Annotated in this window: 19 protein-coding genes; 12 read left to right on the top strand and 7 right to left on the bottom strand. The window is 69.0% G+C overall.

The window, feature by feature from the left end:
* The first annotated feature begins 88 nt into the window (after window positions 1-88).
* From BW971_RS06800 to BW971_RS06790, 3 genes are read left to right on the top strand one after another with little or no spacing between them, the layout of a single operon-like run.
* Window positions 89-1,051, top strand: a complete 963-nt coding sequence (locus BW971_RS06800) for an ABC transporter ATP-binding protein (RefSeq protein WP_076478267.1) — start codon at window positions 89-91, stop codon at window positions 1,049-1,051.
* Window positions 1,048-1,866 carry an ABC transporter permease gene (locus tag BW971_RS06795; protein ID WP_076477820.1) on the top strand — a complete coding sequence of 273 codons (819 nt, stop codon included), beginning with the start codon at window positions 1,048-1,050 and terminating at the stop codon, window positions 1,864-1,866. Before BW971_RS06800 ends, BW971_RS06795 begins: the two co-directional genes overlap by 4 nt.
* A gap of 17 nt (window positions 1,867-1,883) precedes the next feature.
* Complete coding sequence (locus BW971_RS06790) at window positions 1,884-2,885, top strand: COX15/CtaA family protein (RefSeq protein ID WP_076477818.1); 1,002 nt, start codon at window positions 1,884-1,886, stop codon at window positions 2,883-2,885.
* Window positions 2,886-2,895: 10 nt separating this feature from the next.
* On the opposite strand, the gene BW971_RS06785 is transcribed toward BW971_RS06790, so the two are convergent.
* Window positions 2,896-3,285 (bottom strand): hypothetical protein, encoded by a 390-nt coding sequence (locus BW971_RS06785; protein ID WP_234974272.1) that lies wholly within the window; start codon window positions 3,283-3,285, stop codon window positions 2,896-2,898.
* A gap of 123 nt (window positions 3,286-3,408) precedes the next feature.
* On the opposite strand from BW971_RS06785, the gene BW971_RS06780 reads away from it, so the two are divergent.
* The 3 genes from BW971_RS06780 (at window position 3,409) to BW971_RS06770 (ending at window position 6,588) form a co-directional block, all read left to right on the top strand.
* A complete protein-coding gene (locus tag BW971_RS06780; RefSeq protein WP_076477817.1) occupies window positions 3,409-4,374 on the top strand; it encodes a quinone oxidoreductase family protein in 966 nt (321 codons plus the stop codon).
* A gap of 103 nt (window positions 4,375-4,477) precedes the next feature.
* A complete protein-coding gene (locus BW971_RS06775; protein WP_076477815.1) occupies window positions 4,478-4,843 on the top strand; it encodes a hypothetical protein in 366 nt (121 codons plus the stop codon).
* Window positions 4,840-6,588 carry an alpha/beta hydrolase gene (locus tag BW971_RS06770; RefSeq protein WP_076477813.1) on the top strand — a complete coding sequence of 583 codons (1,749 nt, stop codon included), beginning with the start codon at window positions 4,840-4,842 and terminating at the stop codon, window positions 6,586-6,588. Before BW971_RS06775 ends, BW971_RS06770 begins: the two co-directional genes overlap by 4 nt.
* 52 nt (window positions 6,589-6,640) lie before the next feature.
* Here BW971_RS06770 and BW971_RS06765 read toward each other — a convergent pair whose 3' ends face one another.
* A complete protein-coding gene (locus BW971_RS06765; RefSeq protein WP_076477811.1) occupies window positions 6,641-7,624 on the bottom strand; it encodes a heme o synthase in 984 nt (327 codons plus the stop codon).
* Between the two features lie 461 nt (window positions 7,625-8,085).
* Between BW971_RS06765 and tkt the strand changes: the two genes are divergently transcribed.
* The 5 genes from tkt (at window position 8,086) to pgl (ending at window position 14,614) form a co-directional block, all read left to right on the top strand.
* Window positions 8,086-10,194 carry a transketolase gene (tkt, locus tag BW971_RS06760; protein WP_076478263.1) on the top strand — a complete coding sequence of 703 codons (2,109 nt, stop codon included), beginning with the start codon at window positions 8,086-8,088 and terminating at the stop codon, window positions 10,192-10,194.
* Window positions 10,191-11,309: a transaldolase gene (gene tal, locus BW971_RS06755; protein ID WP_076477808.1), complete on the top strand. Its 1,119-nt coding sequence runs from the start codon at window positions 10,191-10,193 to the stop codon at window positions 11,307-11,309. The genes tkt and tal overlap by 4 nt, the downstream gene beginning before the upstream one ends.
* Before the next feature lie 4 nt (window positions 11,310-11,313).
* Entirely contained in the window at window positions 11,314-12,855 is a 1,542-nt protein-coding gene (gene zwf / locus BW971_RS06750) for a glucose-6-phosphate dehydrogenase (RefSeq protein WP_076477806.1), read from the top strand.
* Between the two features lie 116 nt (window positions 12,856-12,971).
* The gene (locus BW971_RS06745) at window positions 12,972-13,886 is read left to right on the top strand and encodes a glucose-6-phosphate dehydrogenase assembly protein OpcA (RefSeq protein ID WP_076477803.1); all 915 of its coding nucleotides are present in this window, start codon (window positions 12,972-12,974) and stop codon (window positions 13,884-13,886) included.
* A complete protein-coding gene (gene pgl, locus BW971_RS06740; protein ID WP_076477801.1) occupies window positions 13,883-14,614 on the top strand; it encodes a 6-phosphogluconolactonase in 732 nt (243 codons plus the stop codon). The genes BW971_RS06745 and pgl overlap by 4 nt, the downstream gene beginning before the upstream one ends.
* Window positions 14,615-14,684: 70 nt before the next feature.
* Here the strand turns inward: pgl and BW971_RS22075 are convergent, their stop codons facing one another.
* The gene (locus BW971_RS22075; RefSeq protein WP_268811117.1) at window positions 14,685-14,810 is read right to left on the bottom strand and encodes a hypothetical protein; all 126 of its coding nucleotides are present in this window, start codon (window positions 14,808-14,810) and stop codon (window positions 14,685-14,687) included.
* A 158-nt stretch (window positions 14,811-14,968) separates the two neighbouring features.
* On the opposite strand from BW971_RS22075, the gene BW971_RS06735 reads away from it, so the two are divergent.
* Window positions 14,969-16,279 carry an NAD(P)/FAD-dependent oxidoreductase gene (locus BW971_RS06735; protein WP_076477799.1) on the top strand — a complete coding sequence of 437 codons (1,311 nt, stop codon included), beginning with the start codon at window positions 14,969-14,971 and terminating at the stop codon, window positions 16,277-16,279.
* An 80-nt stretch (window positions 16,280-16,359) separates the two neighbouring features.
* On the opposite strand, the gene ppc is transcribed toward BW971_RS06735, so the two are convergent.
* The 4 genes from ppc to BW971_RS06715 all read right to left on the bottom strand — a co-directional run bounded on the left by ppc (window position 16,360) and on the right by BW971_RS06715 (window position 21,743).
* A complete protein-coding gene (ppc, locus tag BW971_RS06730) occupies window positions 16,360-19,182 on the bottom strand; it encodes a phosphoenolpyruvate carboxylase (protein ID WP_076477797.1) in 2,823 nt (940 codons plus the stop codon).
* Window positions 19,183-19,318: 136 nt separating this feature from the next.
* On the bottom strand, window positions 19,319-19,555 hold the full coding sequence (secG, locus tag BW971_RS06725; protein WP_076477795.1) for a preprotein translocase subunit SecG: 237 nt from the start codon (window positions 19,553-19,555) through the stop codon (window positions 19,319-19,321).
* A gap of 179 nt (window positions 19,556-19,734) precedes the next feature.
* Window positions 19,735-20,523: a triose-phosphate isomerase gene (gene tpiA, locus BW971_RS06720; RefSeq protein ID WP_076477793.1), complete on the bottom strand. Its 789-nt coding sequence runs from the start codon at window positions 20,521-20,523 to the stop codon at window positions 19,735-19,737.
* A gap of 2 nt (window positions 20,524-20,525) precedes the next feature.
* Window positions 20,526-21,743: a phosphoglycerate kinase gene (locus BW971_RS06715; protein ID WP_076477790.1), complete on the bottom strand. Its 1,218-nt coding sequence runs from the start codon at window positions 21,741-21,743 to the stop codon at window positions 20,526-20,528.
* Window positions 21,744-21,752 lie beyond the last annotated feature (9 nt).

Genomic DNA, 21,752 nt, shown 5'->3' with positions numbered 1-21,752 from the left:
GGTCGGTCGACCCCGCCCGTTGCCGGGTGGGCCACGACACACGCATACCCTTGGCGTCGTGGGTGGTGATCTGACCGAGCGGGGGGCCGTGACCAGCGACCACGACTCGGGTGATCACACGCCGGGTCGGGGAGAACCGGCGCTGCGGGTGCGCGGCCTGGTCAAGCGTTTCGGTGCCACCACCGCCGTCGGTGGCCTCGACTTCGACCTACCGCGTGGCCGCATCCTCGCGCTGCTCGGTCCCAACGGTGCGGGCAAGACCACGACTGTCGAGATCTGCGAAGGATTCACCAGCCCCGACGACGGTGAGGTCCGGGTCCTCGGTCTGGACCCGGTGGCCGACAACGACCGGCTGCGGAGCCGGATCGGTGTGATGCTGCAGGGCGGTGGTGCGTATCCCGGCGCTCGCGCCGGTGAGATGTTGCGGCTCTGCGCCGCGTACTCGGCCGACCCACTGGATCCCGACTGGTTGCTCCGCACCCTCGGCCTCGCCGACGCCCAGCGCACCTCGTACCGACGTCTGTCCGGAGGCCAGCAGCAGCGACTCGCGCTGGCCTGCGCACTGGTCGGTCGGCCGGAGCTGGTGTTCCTGGACGAACCGACCGCGGGGATGGACGCCCACGCCCGCCTGCTGGTCTGGGAACTCATCGGTCGGCTGCGCGACGACGGGGTCGCGGTGCTGCTGACCACCCACCTGATGGACGAGGCCGAGGATCTGGCGGACGACGTGCTCATCATCGATCACGGGGTGACGGTGGCCGCGGGATCGCCTGCCGAACTGACCAGCCGAGGCGCCGAGAACGAACTCCGGTTCACCGCGCCGGTGGGGCTCGACCTGACGCTGCTGCGCACCGTGCTGCCCGAGGATTACCACTGCACCGAACCGACACCGGGGACCTACCTGGTCAGCGGTCAGGTCACCCCGCAGGTGCTGGCCACGGTCACCGGCTGGTGCGCCAAGATCAACGTGCTCGCCACCAACCTGCGGGTGGAGACCCGCAGCCTCGAGGACGTGTTCCTCGACCTCACCGGGCGGGAGCTGCGACCGTGACGTCATCACCGGATCTCGGCCCACTGCGCGACGCGGCGGTGTCCCCCACGCTTTTCCCGTCCGGGGTCTTCGCGCCGTCACCGCGCCCGGCGCCGGTCATGCGGATGCTGGTGGCGCAGACGCGGATGGAACTGCTGCTGCTGCTGCGCAACGGTGAGCAGCTCCTGCTGACCATGTTCATCCCGATCACCCTGCTGGTGGGGCTGTGCCTGATCCCCTTAGGTGACCTCGGCGAACGCCGCGCCGACCTGTTCGTGCCCGCGATCATGACCGTCGCGGTGATGTCCACCGCGTTCACCGGTCAGGCCATCGCCGTCGGTTTCGATCGTCGCTACGGGGCGTTGAAGCGGCTGGGTGCGACCCCGCTACCCCGCTGGGGGGTGATCGCGGGCAAGTCGCTCGCCGTGGTCGCCGTGGTGATCCTGCAGGCGATCATCCTGGGACTCATCGGCCTGGCGTTCTCGTGGGATGTCACGCCCGTCGGCCTGCTCATCGGCGCGGTCGCGATCGCGGTGGGTACCGTCACGTTCTCCGCGCTCGGGCTCCTGCTGGGGGGCACCCTGCGCGCCGAGGTGGTGTTGGCGCTGGCCAACATCGCCTGGTTCGTGTTCATCGGCATCGGCAGTCTGGTGGTGATGGGCGACCGCGTCCCCCGCGCCGTGTGGTGGGTGGCCCGCTGCACACCGTCGGGCGCGCTGAGCGAGTCGCTGCACCGAGCCGCGGCCGGATCGTTCGACGTGTTCGGTCTGCTCGTGCTCGTCGTCTGGGGTGCCGTGGCCGCCGCCGCTGCCGTCCGCTACTTCCGGTTCATCTGAACAGAACAGGTATCTCCGTGCTCTACCGCGCCTTCGTCCGAGTGGTCGACCTGCTGCCCGAACCCGCACGCCGGGTGCAGGTGGCCGTCGCCGTGGCCGTGTTGATCTCGCAGGCGGGTATCGCGGTGACCGGTGCCGTGGTCCGGGTCACCGCGTCGGGCCTCGGTTGCCCGACCTGGCCGCAGTGCTTTCCCGGCAGCTTCACCCCGGAGGCCCATGCCGAGGTGGCCGGCGTGCATCAGGCCGTCGAGTTCGGCAACCGGATACTCAGCTTCCTGGTGGTGGTGACCGCGGCGTTGATCGTCATCGCCGTCACCCGCGCGCGACGTCGTCGGGAGGTGCGCTTCTACGCCTGGCTGATGCCCGCATCGACCGTGGTGCAGGCGGTGGTCGGTGGGATCACCGTGCTCACCGGTCTGCTGTGGTGGACCGTCGCGATCCACCTGCTGCTGTCGATGGCGATGGTGTGGTTGTCGGTGATGCTGCTGGAGAAGGTCCGCGAGCCCGACACCGGGGTGGTCGCCGGGAGCGATGCCGTGGCGCAGGTGCCCGCGCCGTTGCGCTGGTTGACCGTGCTGAGCGCGGTGGTGATGGCCGGCGTGCTGGTGGCCGGGACGATGGTGACCGGAGCCGGTCCGCACGCCGGTGACACCAGCCCGCAGAACCCGGTGCCGCGGTTGCGGGTGCAGATCGTCACGCTGGTGCACCTGCACGCCGACCTGCTCATCGCCTATCTCGCGCTGCTGGTCGCACTCGGTTTCGCGCTCGTCGCGGTCGGTGCGCCCGTCCGGGTGAGGCGACGCCTCTACGTGGTGGTCGCGACGGTCGTGGTGCAGGCACTGATCGGCGTCACCCAGTACGCACTGAACGTGCCGGAGGCCCTGGTGGTGTTGCACGTGGCCGGGGCGGGAGCGTCGGTCGCGGCCACCGCGGCCCTGTGGATCTCGCTGCGACCCCGCGCGGTGCCGGAACCCACACCGAGGGTCACCGCCGACCGGGCGGTCACCCCCAGCGTCTGAGCGACGAGGGTCAGCGGGTACGGGCCACCCAACCGGCCATCTTGGTCCAGTGTCCGGGCGCCGGAGTCGCCACCGAGGTCAGTTCGCGGTCCCACTCCCCCACCTCGAGGTCGGGAACTCGCGCGACGACGGCCTCCGCGGTCGCCACGTCGTCGACCACCTGGTCGCCCAGGATGCCGCCGTCACCGGCGACGAGAGTGATCCGCACGCCCGACGCACCGATGGGTTGGATGACCGCGGTTGCCATACCGCCGTGTCGGGAGAGGTAGCCGTTGATCGCCTTGACGGTCTGCGGCGGCACCCGCACGCTGTCCGCCGGCTGATTGTCCGGGGCGGCCTGGGCGTCTCCGGTCTGAGCGGTGTCGCCGGCGTCGGCCGCGGCGTCGTCGGAGTGGGTCATGCCGCTGAGCATACGTGCCGCGCGGTCCCGATCCGGGCACACCTCGTACCGTCGGCGGCCCGGTGGGCCGGACACCCATGGGCGGCACCGACCTGCCTCACGACCGACGGGTAGAACGGTCACATGCGCGCCATCGTTGTCAGCGAGAACGGCGGACCCGAGGTCCTGGTCCCCACCACGGTCGACGACCCGAGGCCCGGCCCCGACGAAGTGCTCGTCCGGGTCCGTGCCACCGGGGTGAACTTCATCGACACCTATCTGCGGGCGGGGATGTACCCGACCTCACTGCCGTACACCCCCGGCAGCGAGGGCGCCGGTGAGGTCGTCGACGTCGGCGACGACGTCCCTCGATCGAGGATCGGTGAACGCGTCGCGTGGTCGGATGCGCCGGGCAGCTACGCCGAGTTGGTGACGGTGCCCGCCGCGCGCGCCGTGACCGTCCCGGACGGCGTACCCGACGACCAGGCCGCATCAATCCTGCTGCAGGGTATGACCGCGCACTATCTGCTCGACGGCAGCTCGCACCCCGACCCCGGGGACACCGCGTTGGTGCACGCGGGTGCGGGCGGGGTCGGACTGCTGTTGACCCAGTTGGCCGCGGCGAAGGGACTACGGGTCATCAGCACCGTGTCCACCGACGCCAAGGAAGAGCTGTCGCGGAAGGCGGGCGCTGATCACGTGCTCCGGTACGGCGACGGACTGGCCGACCGGGTTCGGGACCTGACCGATGGTGCCGGTGTCGCGGTCGCGTACGACGGCGTCGGCGCGGACACCTTCGAGGCGAGCCTCGCGGCCACCCGCATCCGCGGCACCGTGGTGCTGTTCGGCGCGGCCAGCGGCCCGGTCCCACCCTTCGACCTGCAGCGACTCAACAAGGCCGGCTCGTTGTCGGTGACCCGGCCGACGTTGGCGCACTTCGTCGCGGATCCGGAGGAGTTCGCCTGGCGAGCCGGTGACGTGATGCGCGGGTTGTCCGACGGCACGCTCACTCTGACCGTCGGTCAGCGGTTCGCACTCGACGAGGCGGCGGAGGCCCACCGTGCGCTACAGGCGCGATCGACGGTGGGCAGTACCGTCCTGGCGCCCTGACGATCGGGCGGAACCATCGGGCGCGACCACCCGTCTGATCACCGAGAGCAACGACATGGGCGTAGCGACGTGGGTTCCCGTCCCCGATCCGTGAGGTCCGCCCATGTCAGGTCCGCCCACATCGTCGTCGCTACCCACCCGACCCGGGGGACCCGTCCCGCTGTCCCCCGGCGGCATCGCCGGCCGGGTCACCTTCTCCCCGACGGTGCTGCGCGAACTCGCCCGGCGATGGCATGCCCTCGCCGACACCATCGAAGCGCTGCCACTGGGTGGTGACCTCGAGGGCACGACCTCGACGGGTCAGACCACCGCCGCGATCCGCCGCGCGGCCGCCGGAATCGGCTCCACGATCGGGGCGATGACCGCCCGGCTGCACGAGGTGGCGTACGGACTGGAGGTCTGCATCGGTGCCGGCGTCGCGACCGACGCCGATGCCGCCGTCCGGATCGCCGCAGACGGTCCCCGATGAACGACGCCGCGGCGGCCGCGGCGATCGTCGGCTGGGACGTCGACGGACTCGACACCGCCGGTGTGCACCTGGCCGATCACACCGACGCCCTCGACGGCGCACTGGATGCCGTGCTCCGGGGGACGGACTCGATCACCGGCTGGTCCGGAGGCCTGCGCGACGCCGTCCGGCGCCGCATCGACGCCGAGGTCGACCACGGCCGGGAGATCCGTAACGCGCTGTACCGGCTGGCCGACGGGATCGGTGAGGCCGCAGCCGACCTGCGGGCCGCACAGGCGGCCCTCATCGAACTCGGGCCCGCCCATCATGCGGCGACCGACGCCGTGCACCGCGCGGTGCTCGAGGCCGAGAGCGTCGATGCCGGGCACGCCTCGACGCTCGACGCGATCGTCGCCGACCTGACCGCACTGCACACCGGACCCGCCGACATCCGCGGCCCCGACGGCACCCGCTGCGATCCCGACCGTGTGGTCCGGTTGCTCGGCCAGATGGAGCCGGAGGCGCGGTACAGCTACGTGTCGGGACTGTCGGACACCGATGTCGGGCGACTCGTCGATGCGGATCCGCAGTTCGTCGGCAACACCGACGGGATCCCGTTCCCGGTGCGCATCAAGGCCAACGCGGTCGGGATCCGGGTCGCGCTGGCAGCGGAACTGCGCGCGGACCGGCCGGACGCCGCGCGGGTGAACCGTCTGCGCGACCTGCTCCGCCCGATCCCCGCCACACCCTCGCCGGGAACCCAGACGGTCTCGGCGGACGTACGCCCCCACCACCTACGCGAACGGCAGATCATCGGATTCGACGCCGACGGCGACGGCCGACTCGTCGAGATGTTCGGGACCCTCGGTCCGGGAACGCGGGGGGCAGGACTGTTCGTCCCGGGCACGGGCGCGTCGTTGGACGACTCGGGCGAGTCCGCGCAGACCGCCCGCGACCTCGCCGACGCCTCCGGCTGCCCGGTCATCCTCTGGGTGGGCGGCGATTTCCCCGACACCGTCACCGGGCATGCCTCGACGGGCGCGGGCGCGGCACTGCTCGGCGGTGCGGTGGGGGTGGTCGGTGCGGTCGCCGGCGCCACCGTCGACGGCGCGTCCAACCCGGTTCCGGCGGCGCGGATGGCGTCCGATCTGGTGGCGTTCGGCCGCGCCCTCGACCGAGAGGTCGCCGCGCACAGCCCGGGTGCGTCGACCACCGTGCTCGGACACTCCTACGGCGGATCGGTGGTGGGGTCGGCCGAGCAGCAGGGGTTGCGGGCCGACCGCGTGGTGTACGCATCCTCGGCGGGTACGGGGGTGTTCCTCGGCGGATGGCAGGACGCCGACCTGCGGGTGCAGCGATTCTCGATGACCGCACCCGGTGATCCGATCCAGTACGTGCAGGAGTTGCCCTGGCCGCACGGCGGCGACCCCGACGACGCATCCGGGGTGACCCGGTTGGACACCGGCCACCTCTCCGACGGCCGCCTGGTCACGGGGCTGCACGGCCACGGCGACTACCTGCACGATCCCGGGTCGGACGGCTTCCGCAACATCGCCACCGTCATCGGCGGCGGTCATCCGACGCCGTACGTGGACCGGGGCCCGGACACCGTCCTCGATCGCCCACCGTTCACCCCCGACACGTTCACCCCCGACACGTTCACCCCCGACGGGCTCGGCGACCGCCTACGAGTACTCGGTGAGGCGGTGATGAGATCGGCACCTCTCGCACCCGACACCGTGCTGCGGTTCCTGCACCTACCGTGAGCCCGGCAACCGCGGCCGGAACGCACCGTCGCGGCCCGTCAGAATGACCGGATCAGAACAGACTGCCGATGGTGGGCAGGTTCACCACCGCGTCGATGGCCAGGCCACAGAACACGATGGCCAGGTACTCGTTGGACTTGAGGAAGATCTTCAGCGGGGTGACCTCCGCGCCACGAAGGGTGTCGCGGTACAGCTTGTGCACCTCGAGCAGGAACCAGAGCCCGGCCGCGACCGCGACCGCCAGGTAGATCCAGCCGGTGGCCGGGATCAGCGCCAGCGTGCACGCGACGGTGAGCCAGGTGTAGACCACCATCTGCCTGGTGACCTGGGCCTCGGTCGCGACCACCGGCAACATCGGCACACCGGCCGCCCGATAGTCCTCCTTGTAGCGCATGGCCAGCGCCCAGGTGTGCGGCGGCGTCCAGAAGAAGATCACCCCGAACAACACCAGCGGCTGCCATCCGATCGAGCCGGTGACCGCGGCCCAGCCGACCAGCGTCGGCATACAGCCCGCGGCCCCACCCCAGACGACGTTCTGCCAGGTCCGCCGTTTGAGCACCATCGTGTAGATCAAGACGTAGAACGCGATGGTCGCCATCACCAGCAACGCGCTGAGCAGATTCGCCGTCAGCCAGAGCACCACGAACGACGCGAGCCCGAGAACCAGACCGAACACGAGGGCGTGTCCCCTGCTCACGGCCTGCCGCGCCAGGGGCCGACGCTCGGTGCGCTTCATCTTCTGGTCGATATCGGCGTCGACGACCATGTTCAACGTGTTCGCGCTCGCCGCACCCAGCCACCCACCCAACAGGGTGCAGAGGATGAGGCCGATGTCGATACGACCGCGATCGGCCAGCAACATCACCGGGATGGTGGCCACGAGCAGCAGTTCGATGACCCGCGGCTTGGTCAGCGCGAGGTACGCGAGCAACAGCCCGCGGACCCGCGACGGCACCGATCGGTGGTCGGCGACGGCGACCGCCGTCTGATCCTCGTCGGGGGTCGATCGGGAGGCGGCGAAACCATGTCCGCTCACCAGCTCCCCATCCTCACCTGGTCTCCCAACCACCGGACGGTTGCGTTCGCCCGGTTGTCACCTCGGCGCCTGTCATGTCTGCGCCGACGCTGTTCACGTCCGTGTCCCGGCTCCGACCGTGGGTCTCCGAACCGACTACTACAGGGAATGGTAGACGGCTCCCCGACCGATCAGAGAATCGAGGCGACCCTCGGCGACCGACGTCCGGGTCCACTCAGGACACCCGAATGAGGCTACCCGGGCCCGGCCACGCAGAGTTCACGCACGCACGGGGTCCGGTCGCCCCATCGGGTCTAGGCTTGGCCACGTGAGGTCCGTTCCGGCCCGGGGGCGGCAGGTGCGTCGGGTGAACCGTCGTCTCCGCTTCCCGGCGATGTCCCTGACATCGGTCCCGGCCGATGCTCACGACCACCGCGTCCGCTGTCCAGATCCGTTTTCGATCACCAGGAGAATCGCTGACCGTGTCCACAACTGATGAGATCCGCGAGCTGACCGAACCGTCCTACCCGGAGGGCTGGACAGACCTCGACACCAGGGCCGTCGACACCGTCCGCGTGCTGGCGGCGGATGCGGTGCAGAAGGTCGGCAACGGGCATCCCGGCACCGCGATGAGCCTGGCCCCGCTCGCCTACACGCTGTTCCAACGCATCATGCGCCACGATCCCGAGGACACCGCCTGGGTCGGCCGCGACCGTTTCGTGCTGTCGTGCGGCCACTCGAGCCTGACCCTGTACCTGCAGCTCTACCTCGGGGGTTTCGGCCTCGAACTCGACGACATCGGCGCCCTGCGCACCTACAAATCCAAGACTCCGGGTCACCCGGAGTTCCGCCACACCCGCGGAGTGGAGATCACCACCGGCCCGCTCGGCCAGGGACTCGCGTCGTCGGTCGGGATGGCGATGGCGTCGCGCCGTGAGCGTGGGCTCTTCGATCCGGAACCCGCCTGGGGTGACAGTCCTTTCGACCACTACATCTATGTGATCGCCTCCGACGGTGACATCGAGGAGGGTGTCACCTCCGAGGCGTCATCGCTGGCCGGTACCCAGCAGCTGGGCAACCTCATCCTGTTCTACGACGACAACAAGATCTCCATCGAACACGCCACCGACATCGCCCTGTCGGAGAACACCGCCGAGCGGTATGCCGCCTATGGCTGGCATGTGCAGGTGGTCGAGGGCGGCGAGGACGTCACGGCCATCGAAGCCGCTGTCGCCAACGCGAAGGAGGTCACCGACAAGCCGTCGATCATCGTGCTACGCACCATCATCGGTTACCCGGCACCCACCAAGATGAACACCGGGGCTGCGCACGGGGCCGCACTCGGCGACGATGAGGTGAAGGCCGTCAAGAAGATCCTCGGCTTCGACCCCGACGAGACGTTCGAGGTCTCCGACGAGGTGATCGCGCACACCCGCAAGCTGGTCGAACGCGGTCACGAGGCCCACGAGGCGTGGCGTCCGGTCTTCGACAAGTGGGCAGCCGACAACCCGGAGCGCAAGGCTCTGTTCGATCGGTTGAAGGGCGACGAGTTGCCGTCGGGCTGGGACGAGAACCTGCCGTCGTGGGAGCCGGGTGGCAAACCGGTGGCCACCCGTGCCGCCTCCGGCGAGGTGCTCGGCGCGGTGGGACCGGTGTTGCCGGAGCTGTGGGGTGGTTCGGCCGACCTCGCGGGCAGCAACAACACCACCATCTCCGGCGCCGACTCGTTCGGGCCGACGTCCATCTCGACCGACGACTGGAACGCCGAACCGTACGGACGCACCCTGCACTTCGGTGTCCGCGAGCACGCGATGGGCGCCATCCTGTCGGGCATCGTCCTGCACGGACCGACCCGCGCGTACGGCGGCACGTTCCTGCAGTTCAGTGACTACATGCGGCCGGCGGTGCGGTTGGCGTCGCTGATGGACATCGACCCCATCTACGTCTGGACCCACGACAGCATCGGTCTCGGCGAGGACGGCCCCACCCACCAGCCGGTGGAGCAGGTGAGCGCGCTGCGGGCGATCCCCAACCTCAGCGTGGTGCGCCCCGCCGACGCCAACGAGACCGCGCACGCCTGGCACGCGGTGCTGGCCCGTTCCAGCAGCAGCGGCCCGGTGGGACTCTGCCTGACCCGCCAGAACGTCGAGATCCTGGAGGGCACCTCCCGGGAGGGCACCGCCAAGGGGGCCTACGTGCTGATCGAGTCGTCCACCGCCGCGCCCGACGTGATCCTCATCGCCACCGGTTCCGAGGTGGAGATCGCGGTGGCCGCGGCCAAGCAGCTCGAGGAGCAGAACATCGGGACCCGCGTGGTGTCGATGCCGTGTATGGAGTGGTTCTTCAGCCAGGACCAGAACTACCAGGACCAGGTGCTGCCGCCGACCGTTCGGGCCCGGGTCTCCGTCGAGGCCGGGATCGCCATGTCGTGGTGGAAGATCGTCGGCGGTTTCGGCGAGTGCGTCTCGCTGGAGCACTACGGCGAGTCCGCCGACTACAAGACCCTCTACAAGGAATTCGGCATCACCCCGGAGGCCACCGTCGCCGCCGCTCAGCGTTCGATCGCCAACGTGAAGGGATACACCTCATGACCCAGAACACGAACCTCAAGGCCCTGTCCGACGCCGGTGTGTCGGTCTGGCTCGACGACCTGTCCCGCGACCGCATCGCGTCGGGGAACCTGCAGGAGCTCATCGACACCAAGTCGGTGGTCGGCGTGACCACCAACCCATCGATCTTCCAGGCCGCACTCTCCAAGGGAGACGCCTACGACGGGCAGATCCAGGAGCTCGCCGCGCGCGGGGCCGACGTGGACGCGACCATCCGCACCGTCACCACCGACGACGTCCGGGACGCCTGCGACGTCTTCACGCCGGTCTACGAGGCGAGCAACGGGGTCGACGGTCGCGTCTCGATCGAGGTGGACCCCAGACTCGCCCACGACGCGGACAAGACCGCGGCGCAGGCGGTGGAGTTGTGGAAGATCGTCGACCGGCCCAATCTGTTCATCAAGATCCCGGCGACCGAGGCCGGTCTGCCCGCGATCACCAAGACCCTCGCCGAAGGCATCAGCGTCAACGTGACGCTGATCTTCTCGGTGGAGCGCTACCGCCTGGTGATGGACGCCTACCTGGCCGGTCTCGAGGAGGCCAAGGCGGCCGGACACGACCTGTCCCGCATTCACTCGGTCGCCTCGTTCTTCGTGTCGCGGGTGGATACCGAGGTCGACAAGCGCCTGAACGCGATCGGCACCCCCGACGCCGTCGCCCTGCAGGGCAAGGCCGCGCTGGCCAACGCCCGCCTGGCCTACGTCGCCTACCAGCAGGTCTTCGAGGTGGAACCGCGATTCAGCGCGCTGCTGGAGTCCGGCGCACGCCCGCAGCGGCCGCTCTGGGCATCCACCGGGGTGAAGAACCCCGACTTCGCCGACACCCTGTACGTCAGCGACCTGGTGGCACCGAACACGGTGAACACCATGCCGGAGAAGACGATGGACGCCTTCGCCGACCACGGCACGGTGGATACCGACTCGATCATCGGCAAGGGCCCCGAGTCCGAGGAGGTCTTCGCGGCCATCTCCGATCTGGGAGTCGACCTCGACGACGTCTTCATCACTCTGGAGAACGAGGGCGTGGAGAAGTTCGAGGTGTCCTGGAAGGAATTGTTGGACGCGACGTCCGAACAGCTGAAGGCCGCGAAGGGCTGACCGGGTGGCGGCCAAGACGGAAGAGAATTGGTCGAACCCGCTCCGCGATCCCCGCGACAAGCGTCTACCCCGCATCGCGGGTCCCTGCAGCCTGGTCATCTTCGGCGTCACCGGTGACCTCGCCCGCAAGAAGTTGATGCCCGCGGTCTACGACCTGGCCAACCGGGGGTTGTTGCCGCCGAGCTTCGCGTTGGTCGGTTTCGCCCGACGCGACTGGGACGACGAGGACTTCGGCAAGGTGGTGCACGACGCGGTGCAGGCGCACGCGCGTACCCCGTTCCGGGAGGACGTGTGGGAGCGGCTGTCGGAAGGATTCCGGTTCGTGCAGGGCTCCTTCGACGACGACGCGGCCTTCGACCGACTGCGGGACACGTTGGCCACCCTCGACGCCGAACGCGGCACCGACGGCAACCATGCGTTCTACCTGTCGGTGCCGCCGAAGGCGTTCCCGGTGGTCTGCGAGCAGTTGCGGCGCAGCGGGTTGGCGACGGCGCAGGGTGATCAGTGGCGTCGGGTGGTGATCGAGAAGCCCTTCGGCCACGACCTCGAGTCGGCGCGGGAACTCAACCAGGTGGTCAACAGCGTGTTCCCGGAACAGTCCGTGTTCCGCATCGACCACTACCTGGGCAAGGAGACCGTCCAGAACATCCTGGCGTTGCGCTTCGCCAACCAGTTGTTCGACCCGGTGTGGAGTTCGCACTATGTCGACCACGTGCAGATCACCATGGCCGAGGACATCGGTCTCGGCGGCCGCGCCGGGTACTACGACGGCATCGGCGCGGCACGGGACGTCATCCAGAACCATCTGCTGCAGTTGTTGGCCCTGGTGGCCATGGAGGAGCCGGTCTCGTTCGAACCCCGTGAGCTGCAGGCGGAGAAGATCAAGGTGCTCTCGGCGACCAAGAACATCCTCCCGCTGACCGAGCACACCGCCCGCGGTCAGTACGGGGCCGGATGGCAGGGCAGCGAACAGGTGGTCGGGCTCAAGGAGGAGGAGGGGTTCGACACTGACTCGAACACCGAGACCTACGCGGCGATCGCCCTCGAGGTGGACAGTCGGCGCTGGGCCGGGGTGCCGTTCTACCTGCGCACCGGCAAGCGGCTCGGACGTCGCGTCACCGAGATCGCCCTGGTGTTCAAGAGGGCACCCCACCTGCCGTTCGACAAGACCATGACCGAGGAGTTGAGCCAGAACGCGCTCGTCATCCGAGTCCAGCCGGACGAGGGCATCACCCTGCGCTTCGGGTCCAAGGTGCCCGGCTCCAGCATGGAGGTGCGCGACGTCAACATGGACTTCAGCTATGGGCAGGCGTTCACCGAGTCCTCCCCCGAGGCCTACGAACGCCTGATCCTCGACGTCCTGCTCGGCGAGCCGTCGCTGTTCCCGGTCAACGCCGAGGTCGAGTTGTCGTGGGAGATCCTCGACCCGGTGCTCGACGCCTGGGCGGAGAACGGGTCGCCGGACACCTACGAGGCGGGTACCTGGGGTCCGGACTCCGCCGACACGATGATGGAACGCGCGGGCAGGCAGTGGCGCAGACCATGACGGGGCGCAGACCATGACGGGGCGCAGACCATGACGGGCGCAGACCACGGCGGGGCGCAGACCACGACCACCACGCCGTTCGTGCCGCCCTTCGCTCATGAGAGGACCGGACACCGATGAAGATCGACCTGCCCGACACGTCCACCGAGAACGTGGCCAAGCAGTTGGTGATGACCCGTGAACACGGCGGTGCGGTCACCCTGGGTCGGGTGCTCACCCTGGTGGTCGTCACCGACATCGGTGAACCGACCGAGGGAGCGATCGACGCCGCCAACGCGGCCAGTCGCGAGCACCCCTGTCGGGTGATCGTGGTGGCGTCCGGCGAACGCTCCGGTGAGTCCCGTCTGGACGCCGAGATCCGGGTCGGCGGCGACGCGGGCGCCTCCGAGGTGGTGGTGCTCAAGCTGCGGGGCGAACTGGCGAATCACGGGCACAGCGTGGTCATCCCGTTCCTGCTCGCGGACACCCCGGTGGTCACCTGGTGGCCCGGGGTCGGACCGGACGACCCGGCCGGTGACCCGATGGGCCAGCTCGGTGGCAGACGCATCACCGACGCGAGCAAAGCCGACGATCCGCTCGCGACCCTCGGCACCCGGTTGGGCAACTACTCCCCCGGTGACTCGGATCTGGCGTGGGCCCGGATCACCTACTGGCGTGCGATCCTGGCCTCGGCCATCGACCGTCCGCCGCACACGCCGATCACCTCGGCGACGGTCACCGGCCCGGCCGGCTCACCGTCGATCGACCTGCTCGCCGGCTGGCTGCGCACCGAACTCGGCGTGCAGGTGGACCGGGGTCAGGGCAGCTTCGAGGTGCGGCTCGACCGCGACGACGGCACCACGGTGCTGGCCGTCGACGAGGATGGCAACGCGATCCTCATCAGCCCGGGTAAACCCGACGGTCGCATCGCGATGAGTTCCCGGGACGTACCCGGATGTCTGACCGAGGAACTACGGCGGTTGGACCCCGATGAGATCTATCACCAGGCCCTACAGGGCATGTCCGGAGTCAAGGGAGAGGTGACCGCATGAGCGAGGTGGTGGTCGGCGCCGACGCCGATGCCGTGGTGGCGGCAGCCGCACAACGGTTCCGCGAGGTGGTCACCGCCGCGCAGTCCGAACGGGGTAGCGCGTCGGTGGTCCTCACCGGCGGCAGCAACGGCATCGCCCTGCTGGCCGCGCTGCGTGAGGACAGCGGCGACATCGACTGGTCGCACGTCGACATCTTCTGGGGTGACGACCGGTTCGTCCCCGCCGACGACCCGGAACGCAACGAGGGCCAGGCGATCGCCGCGTTGCTGGATCGGGTGCCCGTGCGCCCCGAGCGAGTGTTCTCAATCGAACCGTCCGACGGACGGTTCGGCGACGACATAGAGGCGGCGGCCGCCGACTACGCGAGCCGGCTGGTGTCCTACGGGGACGGCGAGATCCCCCGCTTCGACCTGCACCTGCTGGGCATGGGCGGCGAGGGCCACATCAACTCACTGTTCCCGCACACCCCGGCGCTCGCCGAACAGGTCCGCCCGGTGGTCGCCGTGACGGACTCCCCCAAGCCGCCGCCGCGGCGCATCACCCTCACCGCACCGGTGGTCGACCGGGCGCGCCAGGTCTGGTTCCTGGTCGCCGGCGGGGAGAAGGCCGAGGCCGTCGCGGCCGGCGTCACCGGCGGTGATCCGCAGCAGTGGCCGTGCGCCGCCGTGCACGGCACCGAGGCGACGGTCTGGTTCGTCGATCGGGCCGCGGCCACCGACCTACCCTGAATCGCAACCGTCCGGGTCGGGGCGAACCGCGGTCCCGGTCCATGCTGCCGCCCTCGTGTTCCGGTTGGACTCAGAACGACCCACCGCTGATCAGTGTCCAGACACCACCGACCGCGAACAGTCCGATGAACAGGGCCGTGGCCACCGGGTCGCCACTCAGATATCCCTGTCGGATCCAGTCAAACGCTACAGACATGATCTTCCCTTCACTCGGACGTGGTGCGTACTCACCTGATGAGTCGCCGGGAAGTACCTGGGCGTTAACCCGCCGTCGCTGAGCGGCGCACGCGCCTCGCTCGCGGGCCGACGGGACGGGGTTGGTGTCTGACGAACCGAGTACGGCAGACTCGGGACATGGCCGACGACCGCGTGCACACAGTCATCATCGGCGGAGGCTTTGCCGGGGTGTACGCCGCGCGGCGACTCAAAAGTGCCGACGTACGCGTCACCGTGCTCGATCGCGGCACTTCGCACGTCTTCCAGCCGCTGCTCTACCAGTGCGCGACGGGTTTGCTGTCCGAGGGAGACATTGCGAGCCCGTTGCGCCATCTGTTGCGCCGACACAAGAATCTCGACGTACTGCTGGGCGAGGCATCCGGGATAGATGTCGAGAACAGGACCATCACGGCCACGCGGTTCGACGGGTCGACCTTCACCATCGGTTACGACCACCTCATCGTGGGTGCCGGGATGCGCCAGTCGTACCACGGCAACGAGCAGTTCGCCGCCCACGCACCCGGCATGAAGACCATCGACGACGCGTTGGCGATCCGCCGCAAGATCGTGTCCTCGTTCGAGATCGCCGAGACACTCGCGACCGCCGAGCTGCGGCGGCCGTGGCTGACGTTCGTCGTCAGCGGCGGGGGCCCGACGGGAGTCGAGATCGCCGGTCAGATACGCGAGATGGCGACCCGCGCGCTGGCCCGCGAATTCGACACCATCGACCCTGCCGAGGCCGATGTGGTCCTGGTACACGGAGGCGCCCGGGTACTCGAGTCGTTCCACCCCCGGTTGTCGCACAAGGCGCAACGCATCCTGGACAAGATCGGTGTGCGGACGCTGCTAGGACATCACGTCACCGACGTCGGCGCCGATCACGCATCGATCACCGACAAGGACACGAAGGCCACGCATCGCATCGACACCCATACCGTGTTGTGGACCGCCGGTGTCGAAGCGGTTCCGTTCGCCGCGGCACTCGCTGCCGCCACCGGGGTGACCCAGGGCAGGGGCGGGACCATCCCGGTGCGCCCAGACCTGACCGTCGAGGGTCATCCGACCATCTCGGTCGTCGGCGACATGATGAGCCTCGACGACCTCCCCGGTGTGGCGGAGGTGGCCATGCAGTCCGGGTATCACGCCGCCCATAACATCGCCCGCGCCGTCGGCGGTTCACCCGCGCCGTACACCCCGTTCACCTATCGCGACCTGGGAACCGCCGCCTACATCGCGCGCTATCACGCACTGCTGCAATCGGGACCGCTGCGTCTGTCGGGATTCCTGGGATGGTTGGGATGGGGCGGCATCCACATCACCTTCCTCGCGGGCACCCGAAACCGCACGTGGACCCTGGCCAGTTGGGCGGCGGCCATCATCGGCGGCGGTCGCGGCGAGCGGGTCATCACCTACGGCGATCCCGAGACCGCGCGACGACCCTACGTGTGACCTCGAGGCGGGTGTCCCCGGAGATGTCGACTCCGTGGCACTGCCCGGGCCACCGGTTTCGGCCGCCCGCCGCGACGCGGTCACCCCGAGTTGCGCAGCGCGGTGGCCAGACCGTTCATGGTCAACTGGATACCGCGACGGACCACATCGCTGTCGTCCCCGGCGCGGAAGCGCTGCAACAGCTCGATCTGCAGTAGATTCAACGGCTCCAGATACGGGAAGCGGTTGAACACTGATCGCTTGAGGGCGGCGTTGTCGGCCAACAGGTCGTCGGTCTCGGTGATCGCGTAGTACATGTCGATGGTGCGCTGGTGTTCGTCTTCTATCATCCCGAACACCTTCTCCCGCAGCTCCACGTCGGGGACGAGCTGGGAGTACAGGCGGGCCAGCCCCATGTCGGACTTCGCCATCACCTGGGCCATGTTGGACATCACGGTCCGGAAGAAGGGCCACCGGCGGTAGTAGTCGCGCAGGGTCTCCAACCGGCCCTCGTCGCCGTCGATCCACCGCTGGAATGCGGCGCCGGTGCCGTACCACCCCGGCAACATCACCCGCGACTGCGACCACGACAACACCCACGGGATGGCCCGCAGATCGGAGATCTTCTCCGTCTGCTTGCGCGACGCCGGTCGGCTGCCGATGTTCAGCGCACCGATCTCCGACAGCGGGGTCGAGGTGGTGAAGTACTCCACGAACCCCGGGGTGTCGTGGACCAGTTCGCTGTACGCGGTGCGGGCCAGCGCGGCGAGTTCGTCGAGGACCAGGTAGGCGGCCTCGGCATCACCACCGAGGCCCTCGGTGTCGAGCAGTGTCGACTCGATGGTCGCGGCGAGCAGCGTCTCCAGATTCCGTCGGGCCAACACCGGTTCGGCGTACTTGGCGGCGATGATCTCACCCTGTTCGGTCAACCGCAGCGATCCCTGCACCGCGCCCGGCGGCTGGGCCAGGATCGCGTCGTAACTGGGACCGCCGCCGCGACCGACGGTCCCGCCGCGACCATGGAACAGCCGCAGTCGGATCCCCGCCTTTGCCGACGCCTCCACGAGATCGAGTTCGGCTCGGTAGAGCGCCCAGTTCGCGGCCAGGTACCCGCCGTCCTTGTTGGAGTCGGAGTACCCGAGCATCACCTCTTGGATGCCGCTCTGCTGGTCCACCAGCGCGCGGTACAACGGCAGGTCCAACGCCGCGACGGTGGTGGTCGCGCCCTGCTGCAGATCCTCGATGGTCTCGAAGAGCGGCACGATCCGCACCGTGCAGCGCAGGTCTTTCCCGTCGACACCCGGGTCGAAGAGTCCGGTTTCCTTGAGCAGGATCATCGGTTCGAGCATGTCGCTGACCGACTGACACATGCTGATCACGTAGTTGGGCACGGCCTGGGGCCCGTAGGTGGCCACCGCATGCGCGGCGGCACGCACGATGCCGAGCTCCTTGGTGGCGAGTTCGCTCAGTTCGGCGCCCGGGGCGAGCAGCGGTCTGCGACTGGACAGCACCTCGGTGAGCACGCGCACCCGGGCGTCCTCGTCGAGTGACAGATAGTCCGACTCGACCCCTGCCCAGGCGAGCAGTTCGGCGACCACCTCCTCGTGCATGTCGGAGTTCTGCCGCAGATCCAGTCCGGACAGATGGAAGCCGAACGCCCGCACCGATTCCCGCAGGGTGAGCAGCCGGGCATCGGCCAGGACGTCGGTGTGGTTGTCGCGCAACGACCGGTCCAGCACATCCAGATCGGCGAGCATCTCGGTGGCGTCCGCGTACGCGGGCGCCCCGTCGAGCAGGTACTCGTCGGCCTCGACGTCGAACTCCGCGCCGAAGATGGCGTGCGCGGTCGCCGCCAGCCGGGCCCGGATGTGTCGCAGGGCCAGCCGGTACGGTTCGTCGGTTCCCGGGTCGCCGCGGTCCACCCCGCCGAGGGCGAGGACCTCGTCGCTCACCTCCACCAGCCGGGCGGACATGCTCAGCTCCTGGGCCAGGGTGCGCAGTTCGCGCAGATGTCGGGTCACCGCGGTCTGCGCGGCCCGGCCGGTGGCCATCGCCACGATCTCGTCGGTGACGAACGGGTTGCCGTCCCGGTCGCCGCCGATCCACGACCCCATCCGCAGCATCGGGTCGTCGGTCAACCCGGCGTCGGGATACTGCTCGCGCAACGCGGCGCGTACCTGCGCGTTGACCCGCGGGATCACGTCGAAGAAGGCGGCGTCGTAGTAGCGCAGACCCACCTCGATCTCGTCCTGGATGCGCAACCGCTCCAGCCTGATCAGCGCCGTCTGCCAGAGGGTGATGATCTGCCTGCGCAGTCCGGTGGTCACCTCGTCGACCTCGGCGGGGGTCAGTTCGGTACGTCCGCGGAACCGCATCAGCTCGGTGATCCGGTTCTGTGCCTCGAAGACGGTGCGGCGGCGGGTCTCGGTGGGATGTGCGGTGATGACCGGGACCACGGTCGCATGGGCCAGACCGTCGCCCACCTGCCCGTCGTCGAGGCCTGCGTCGTGCAGCTTGGTGTAGGTGGCGGCCAGGCTGCTGTCCTGTGGGGGTTCACCCGCGCGGACGTGGATGGCGCGGCGGCGTTCTCGGTGGATGTCCTCGGCCAGGTTGGCCAACAACGCGAAGTTGGTGAACGCTCGGATCACCGGAAGCGCGTCGGTGGGGGCGATGTCGCTGAGCATCCGCACCATCTCGTCGCGGTCGATCTCGCCGCGACGGACCTTGAACGCGGCCACCCGCGCGTCCTCCACCAACTCGAACACGTGCTCACCGGACTGCTCGCGGATGATCTCACCCAGCATCCCGCCGAGCAGCCGGATGTCCTCACGCAGCGGCTCGGTGGCCGCCCTCCCGGTGTCGGCGGCAGAATCGGGCACGGGCCGGAGATCGACGGCGGGGCCGCCGGCAGAGGATTCGGTCATGCGCTCAGTATCCCGCCTACCGAGGGTCGGGGCATGCGGAGCCGCGCTCATGTCACGTCGATGAAACGCGCGTCACGGCCACGGAGACGACGAGACCCCGCACCGTGCGGTGCAGGGTCTCGCAGGTCGTAAGGGGTCAGTTGGACAGTTTGATGTCCAGACCGGTGCCCAGGATCAGCACGAACCAGATCACGCCGACGAAGATGGTCAACCGGTCCAGATTGCGTTCCACCACGCTCGAACCGGCGAGCGAGGACTGCACGCCGCCGCCGAACAGCGACGACAGGCCGCCGCCCTTGCCGCGGTGCAAGAGCACCAACACCACCAGCAGCAGGCTGGTGACGAGCAAACCGATGTCCAGGGCGAGCTTCACGGGCGCGGTGGTCCTATCCGATGACGACGTCAGGTACGGGTGGTCGCGGTGACCGTTCCACAGTGTACGTGGACGCGACGGCCGCGATGAAATCAGCTCGCGGCGCCGCTGGGGTGTGGCGAAAACTGCGGGACATCGGATCTCCCGCAGATTTCGCGCGACACCCGCGCCCCACCATCTCAGGGCAGGGGGCCGCCTGCGGCGATCGCGCACAGGGTGGCGAACTCGTCCGACTTGAGGGACGCACCGCCGACCAGCGCACCGTCGACGTCCGGTTTGCCGACCAGCTCCCCGACGTTCTTGGAACCGACGGAACCGCCGTAGAGCACCCGCACCTCGTCGGCCACCGCCTGGTCGGCCAATTGCGCGATGGCGTCGCGCACCGCGGCGCACACCTCCTGGGCGTCGTCGGCACTCGCCACCCGCCCGGTGCCGATCGCCCAGACCGGCTCGTAGGCCAGCACGGTGCGACCGATCTGCTCTGCCGACAACCCCGCGAGCGACCCCTTCACCTGGGCGACGCAATGCGCCACGTGCTCACCGGCCTCACGCACCTCCAACGGCTCGCCGATGCACACGATGGGCACGATGCCGTGGTCGATGGCTGCTTTCGCCTTGGCCGCGACGATCTCGTCGGTCTCCCCGTGCAGCGTGCGCCGCTCCGAGTGCCCGACGACCACGTAGCTGCACCCCAGCTTGGCCAGGAACGCCCCGCTGATGTCGCCGGTGTACGCGCCGGAGTCGTGTTGCGACAGGTCCTGCGCTCCGTAGGTGAGCAGCAGTTTGTCGCCGTCGACCACGGTCTGCACGCTGCGGATGTCGGTGAACGGCGGCAACACCGTCACGTCCACCTTGTCGAAGTACTTCGCGGGGAGCGCGAAAGCGATCTTCTGGACCAGGGCGATGGCCTCGAGATGGTTGAGGTTCATCTTCCAGTTGCCCGCGATGAGCGGGGTTCGGTTCGCCACGATCAGCTCTCCAGGATCTGCAGTCCGGGCAGGTCTTTGCCCTCGAGGTACTCCAACGACGCCCCACCACCGGTGGAGATGTGCGAGAAGCCGTCCTCGGGCAGACCCAAGGTGCGCACCGCGGCCGCGGAGTCGCCGCCGCCGACCACGGTGAACGCGCCGTGACGGGTGGTCTCGATGATCGCCTCGGCCACCCCGCGGGTGCCGTCGGCGAACTTCGCGAACTCGAACACCCCGGACGGTCCGTTCCAGAATATGGTCTTGGCACCGGACAGGACGGCGGCGAACCGCTTCACCGACTCCGGTCCGATGTCGAGACCCATCCAGCCATCCGGGATCTCCTGAGCGGGCACCACCTTGGACTCGGCATCCGCGGCGAACGCCGAGGCGACCACCACGTCGACCGGGAGGTGGATCACGTCACCGAATCGTTCCAGAAGACCCTTGCAGACCTCGATCTGATCCTGCTGCAGCAGCGAATCGCCCACGTTCAATCCCTCGGCGGCGAGGAACGTGAACGCCATGCCACCCCCGATCACCAACGTGTCGACCTTGGGTGCCAGCGCCTCGATGACCCCGATCTTGTCGGACACCTTGGAACCGCCGAGCACCACCGCGAAGGGTCGTTCCACCTCGTCGGTCAGTTTGGTCAACACCTCCACCTCGGCAGCCACCAGCTCACCGGCGTAGTGCGGCAGCAGCTTCGCCACGTCGTAGACCGACGCCTGTTTGCGGTGCACCACCCCGAACCCGTCGGAGACGAAGGCCCCGTCCTCGCCGACCAACTCCACGAGGGCCTCGGCCAGCGCGGTACGCTCGGCCTCGTCCTTCGAGGTCTCCCGCGGGTCGAAACGAACGTTCTCCACCAACAGGATGTCGCCGTCGGTGAGCCCCTCGGACCGGGCCAGCGCATCCTGCCCGACGACGTCGCCGGCCAGTTGCACGTTGCGGCCGAGTTCGGCGCTCAGCCGCTCGGCCACCGGGGCCAGCGAGTATTTCGCCTCCGGCGCGCCCTTCGGCCGGCCGAGGTGGGCGGTGACGACCACCTTGGCGCCGGCGTCGAGCAGCGCCGTCAATGTGGGAACCGAGGCCAGGATGCGGCCCGGGTCGGTGATCTGACCGTGGTCGTCGAGCGGGACGTTGAGGTCCGAGCGGACCAGTACGCCCCGGCCCGAGACACCGTCGGCCAACAGGTCGGTGAGCGTGGGTACGGATGCCATCGCGCGCTA

This window comes from Williamsia sterculiae (assembly GCF_900156495.1).
Lineage (GTDB): Bacteria > Actinomycetota > Actinomycetes > Mycobacteriales > Mycobacteriaceae > Williamsia_B > Williamsia_B sterculiae.
The sequence above is the reverse complement of the archived record's forward strand: the minus strand, read 5'-3'. Positions and strand labels throughout refer to the sequence as shown.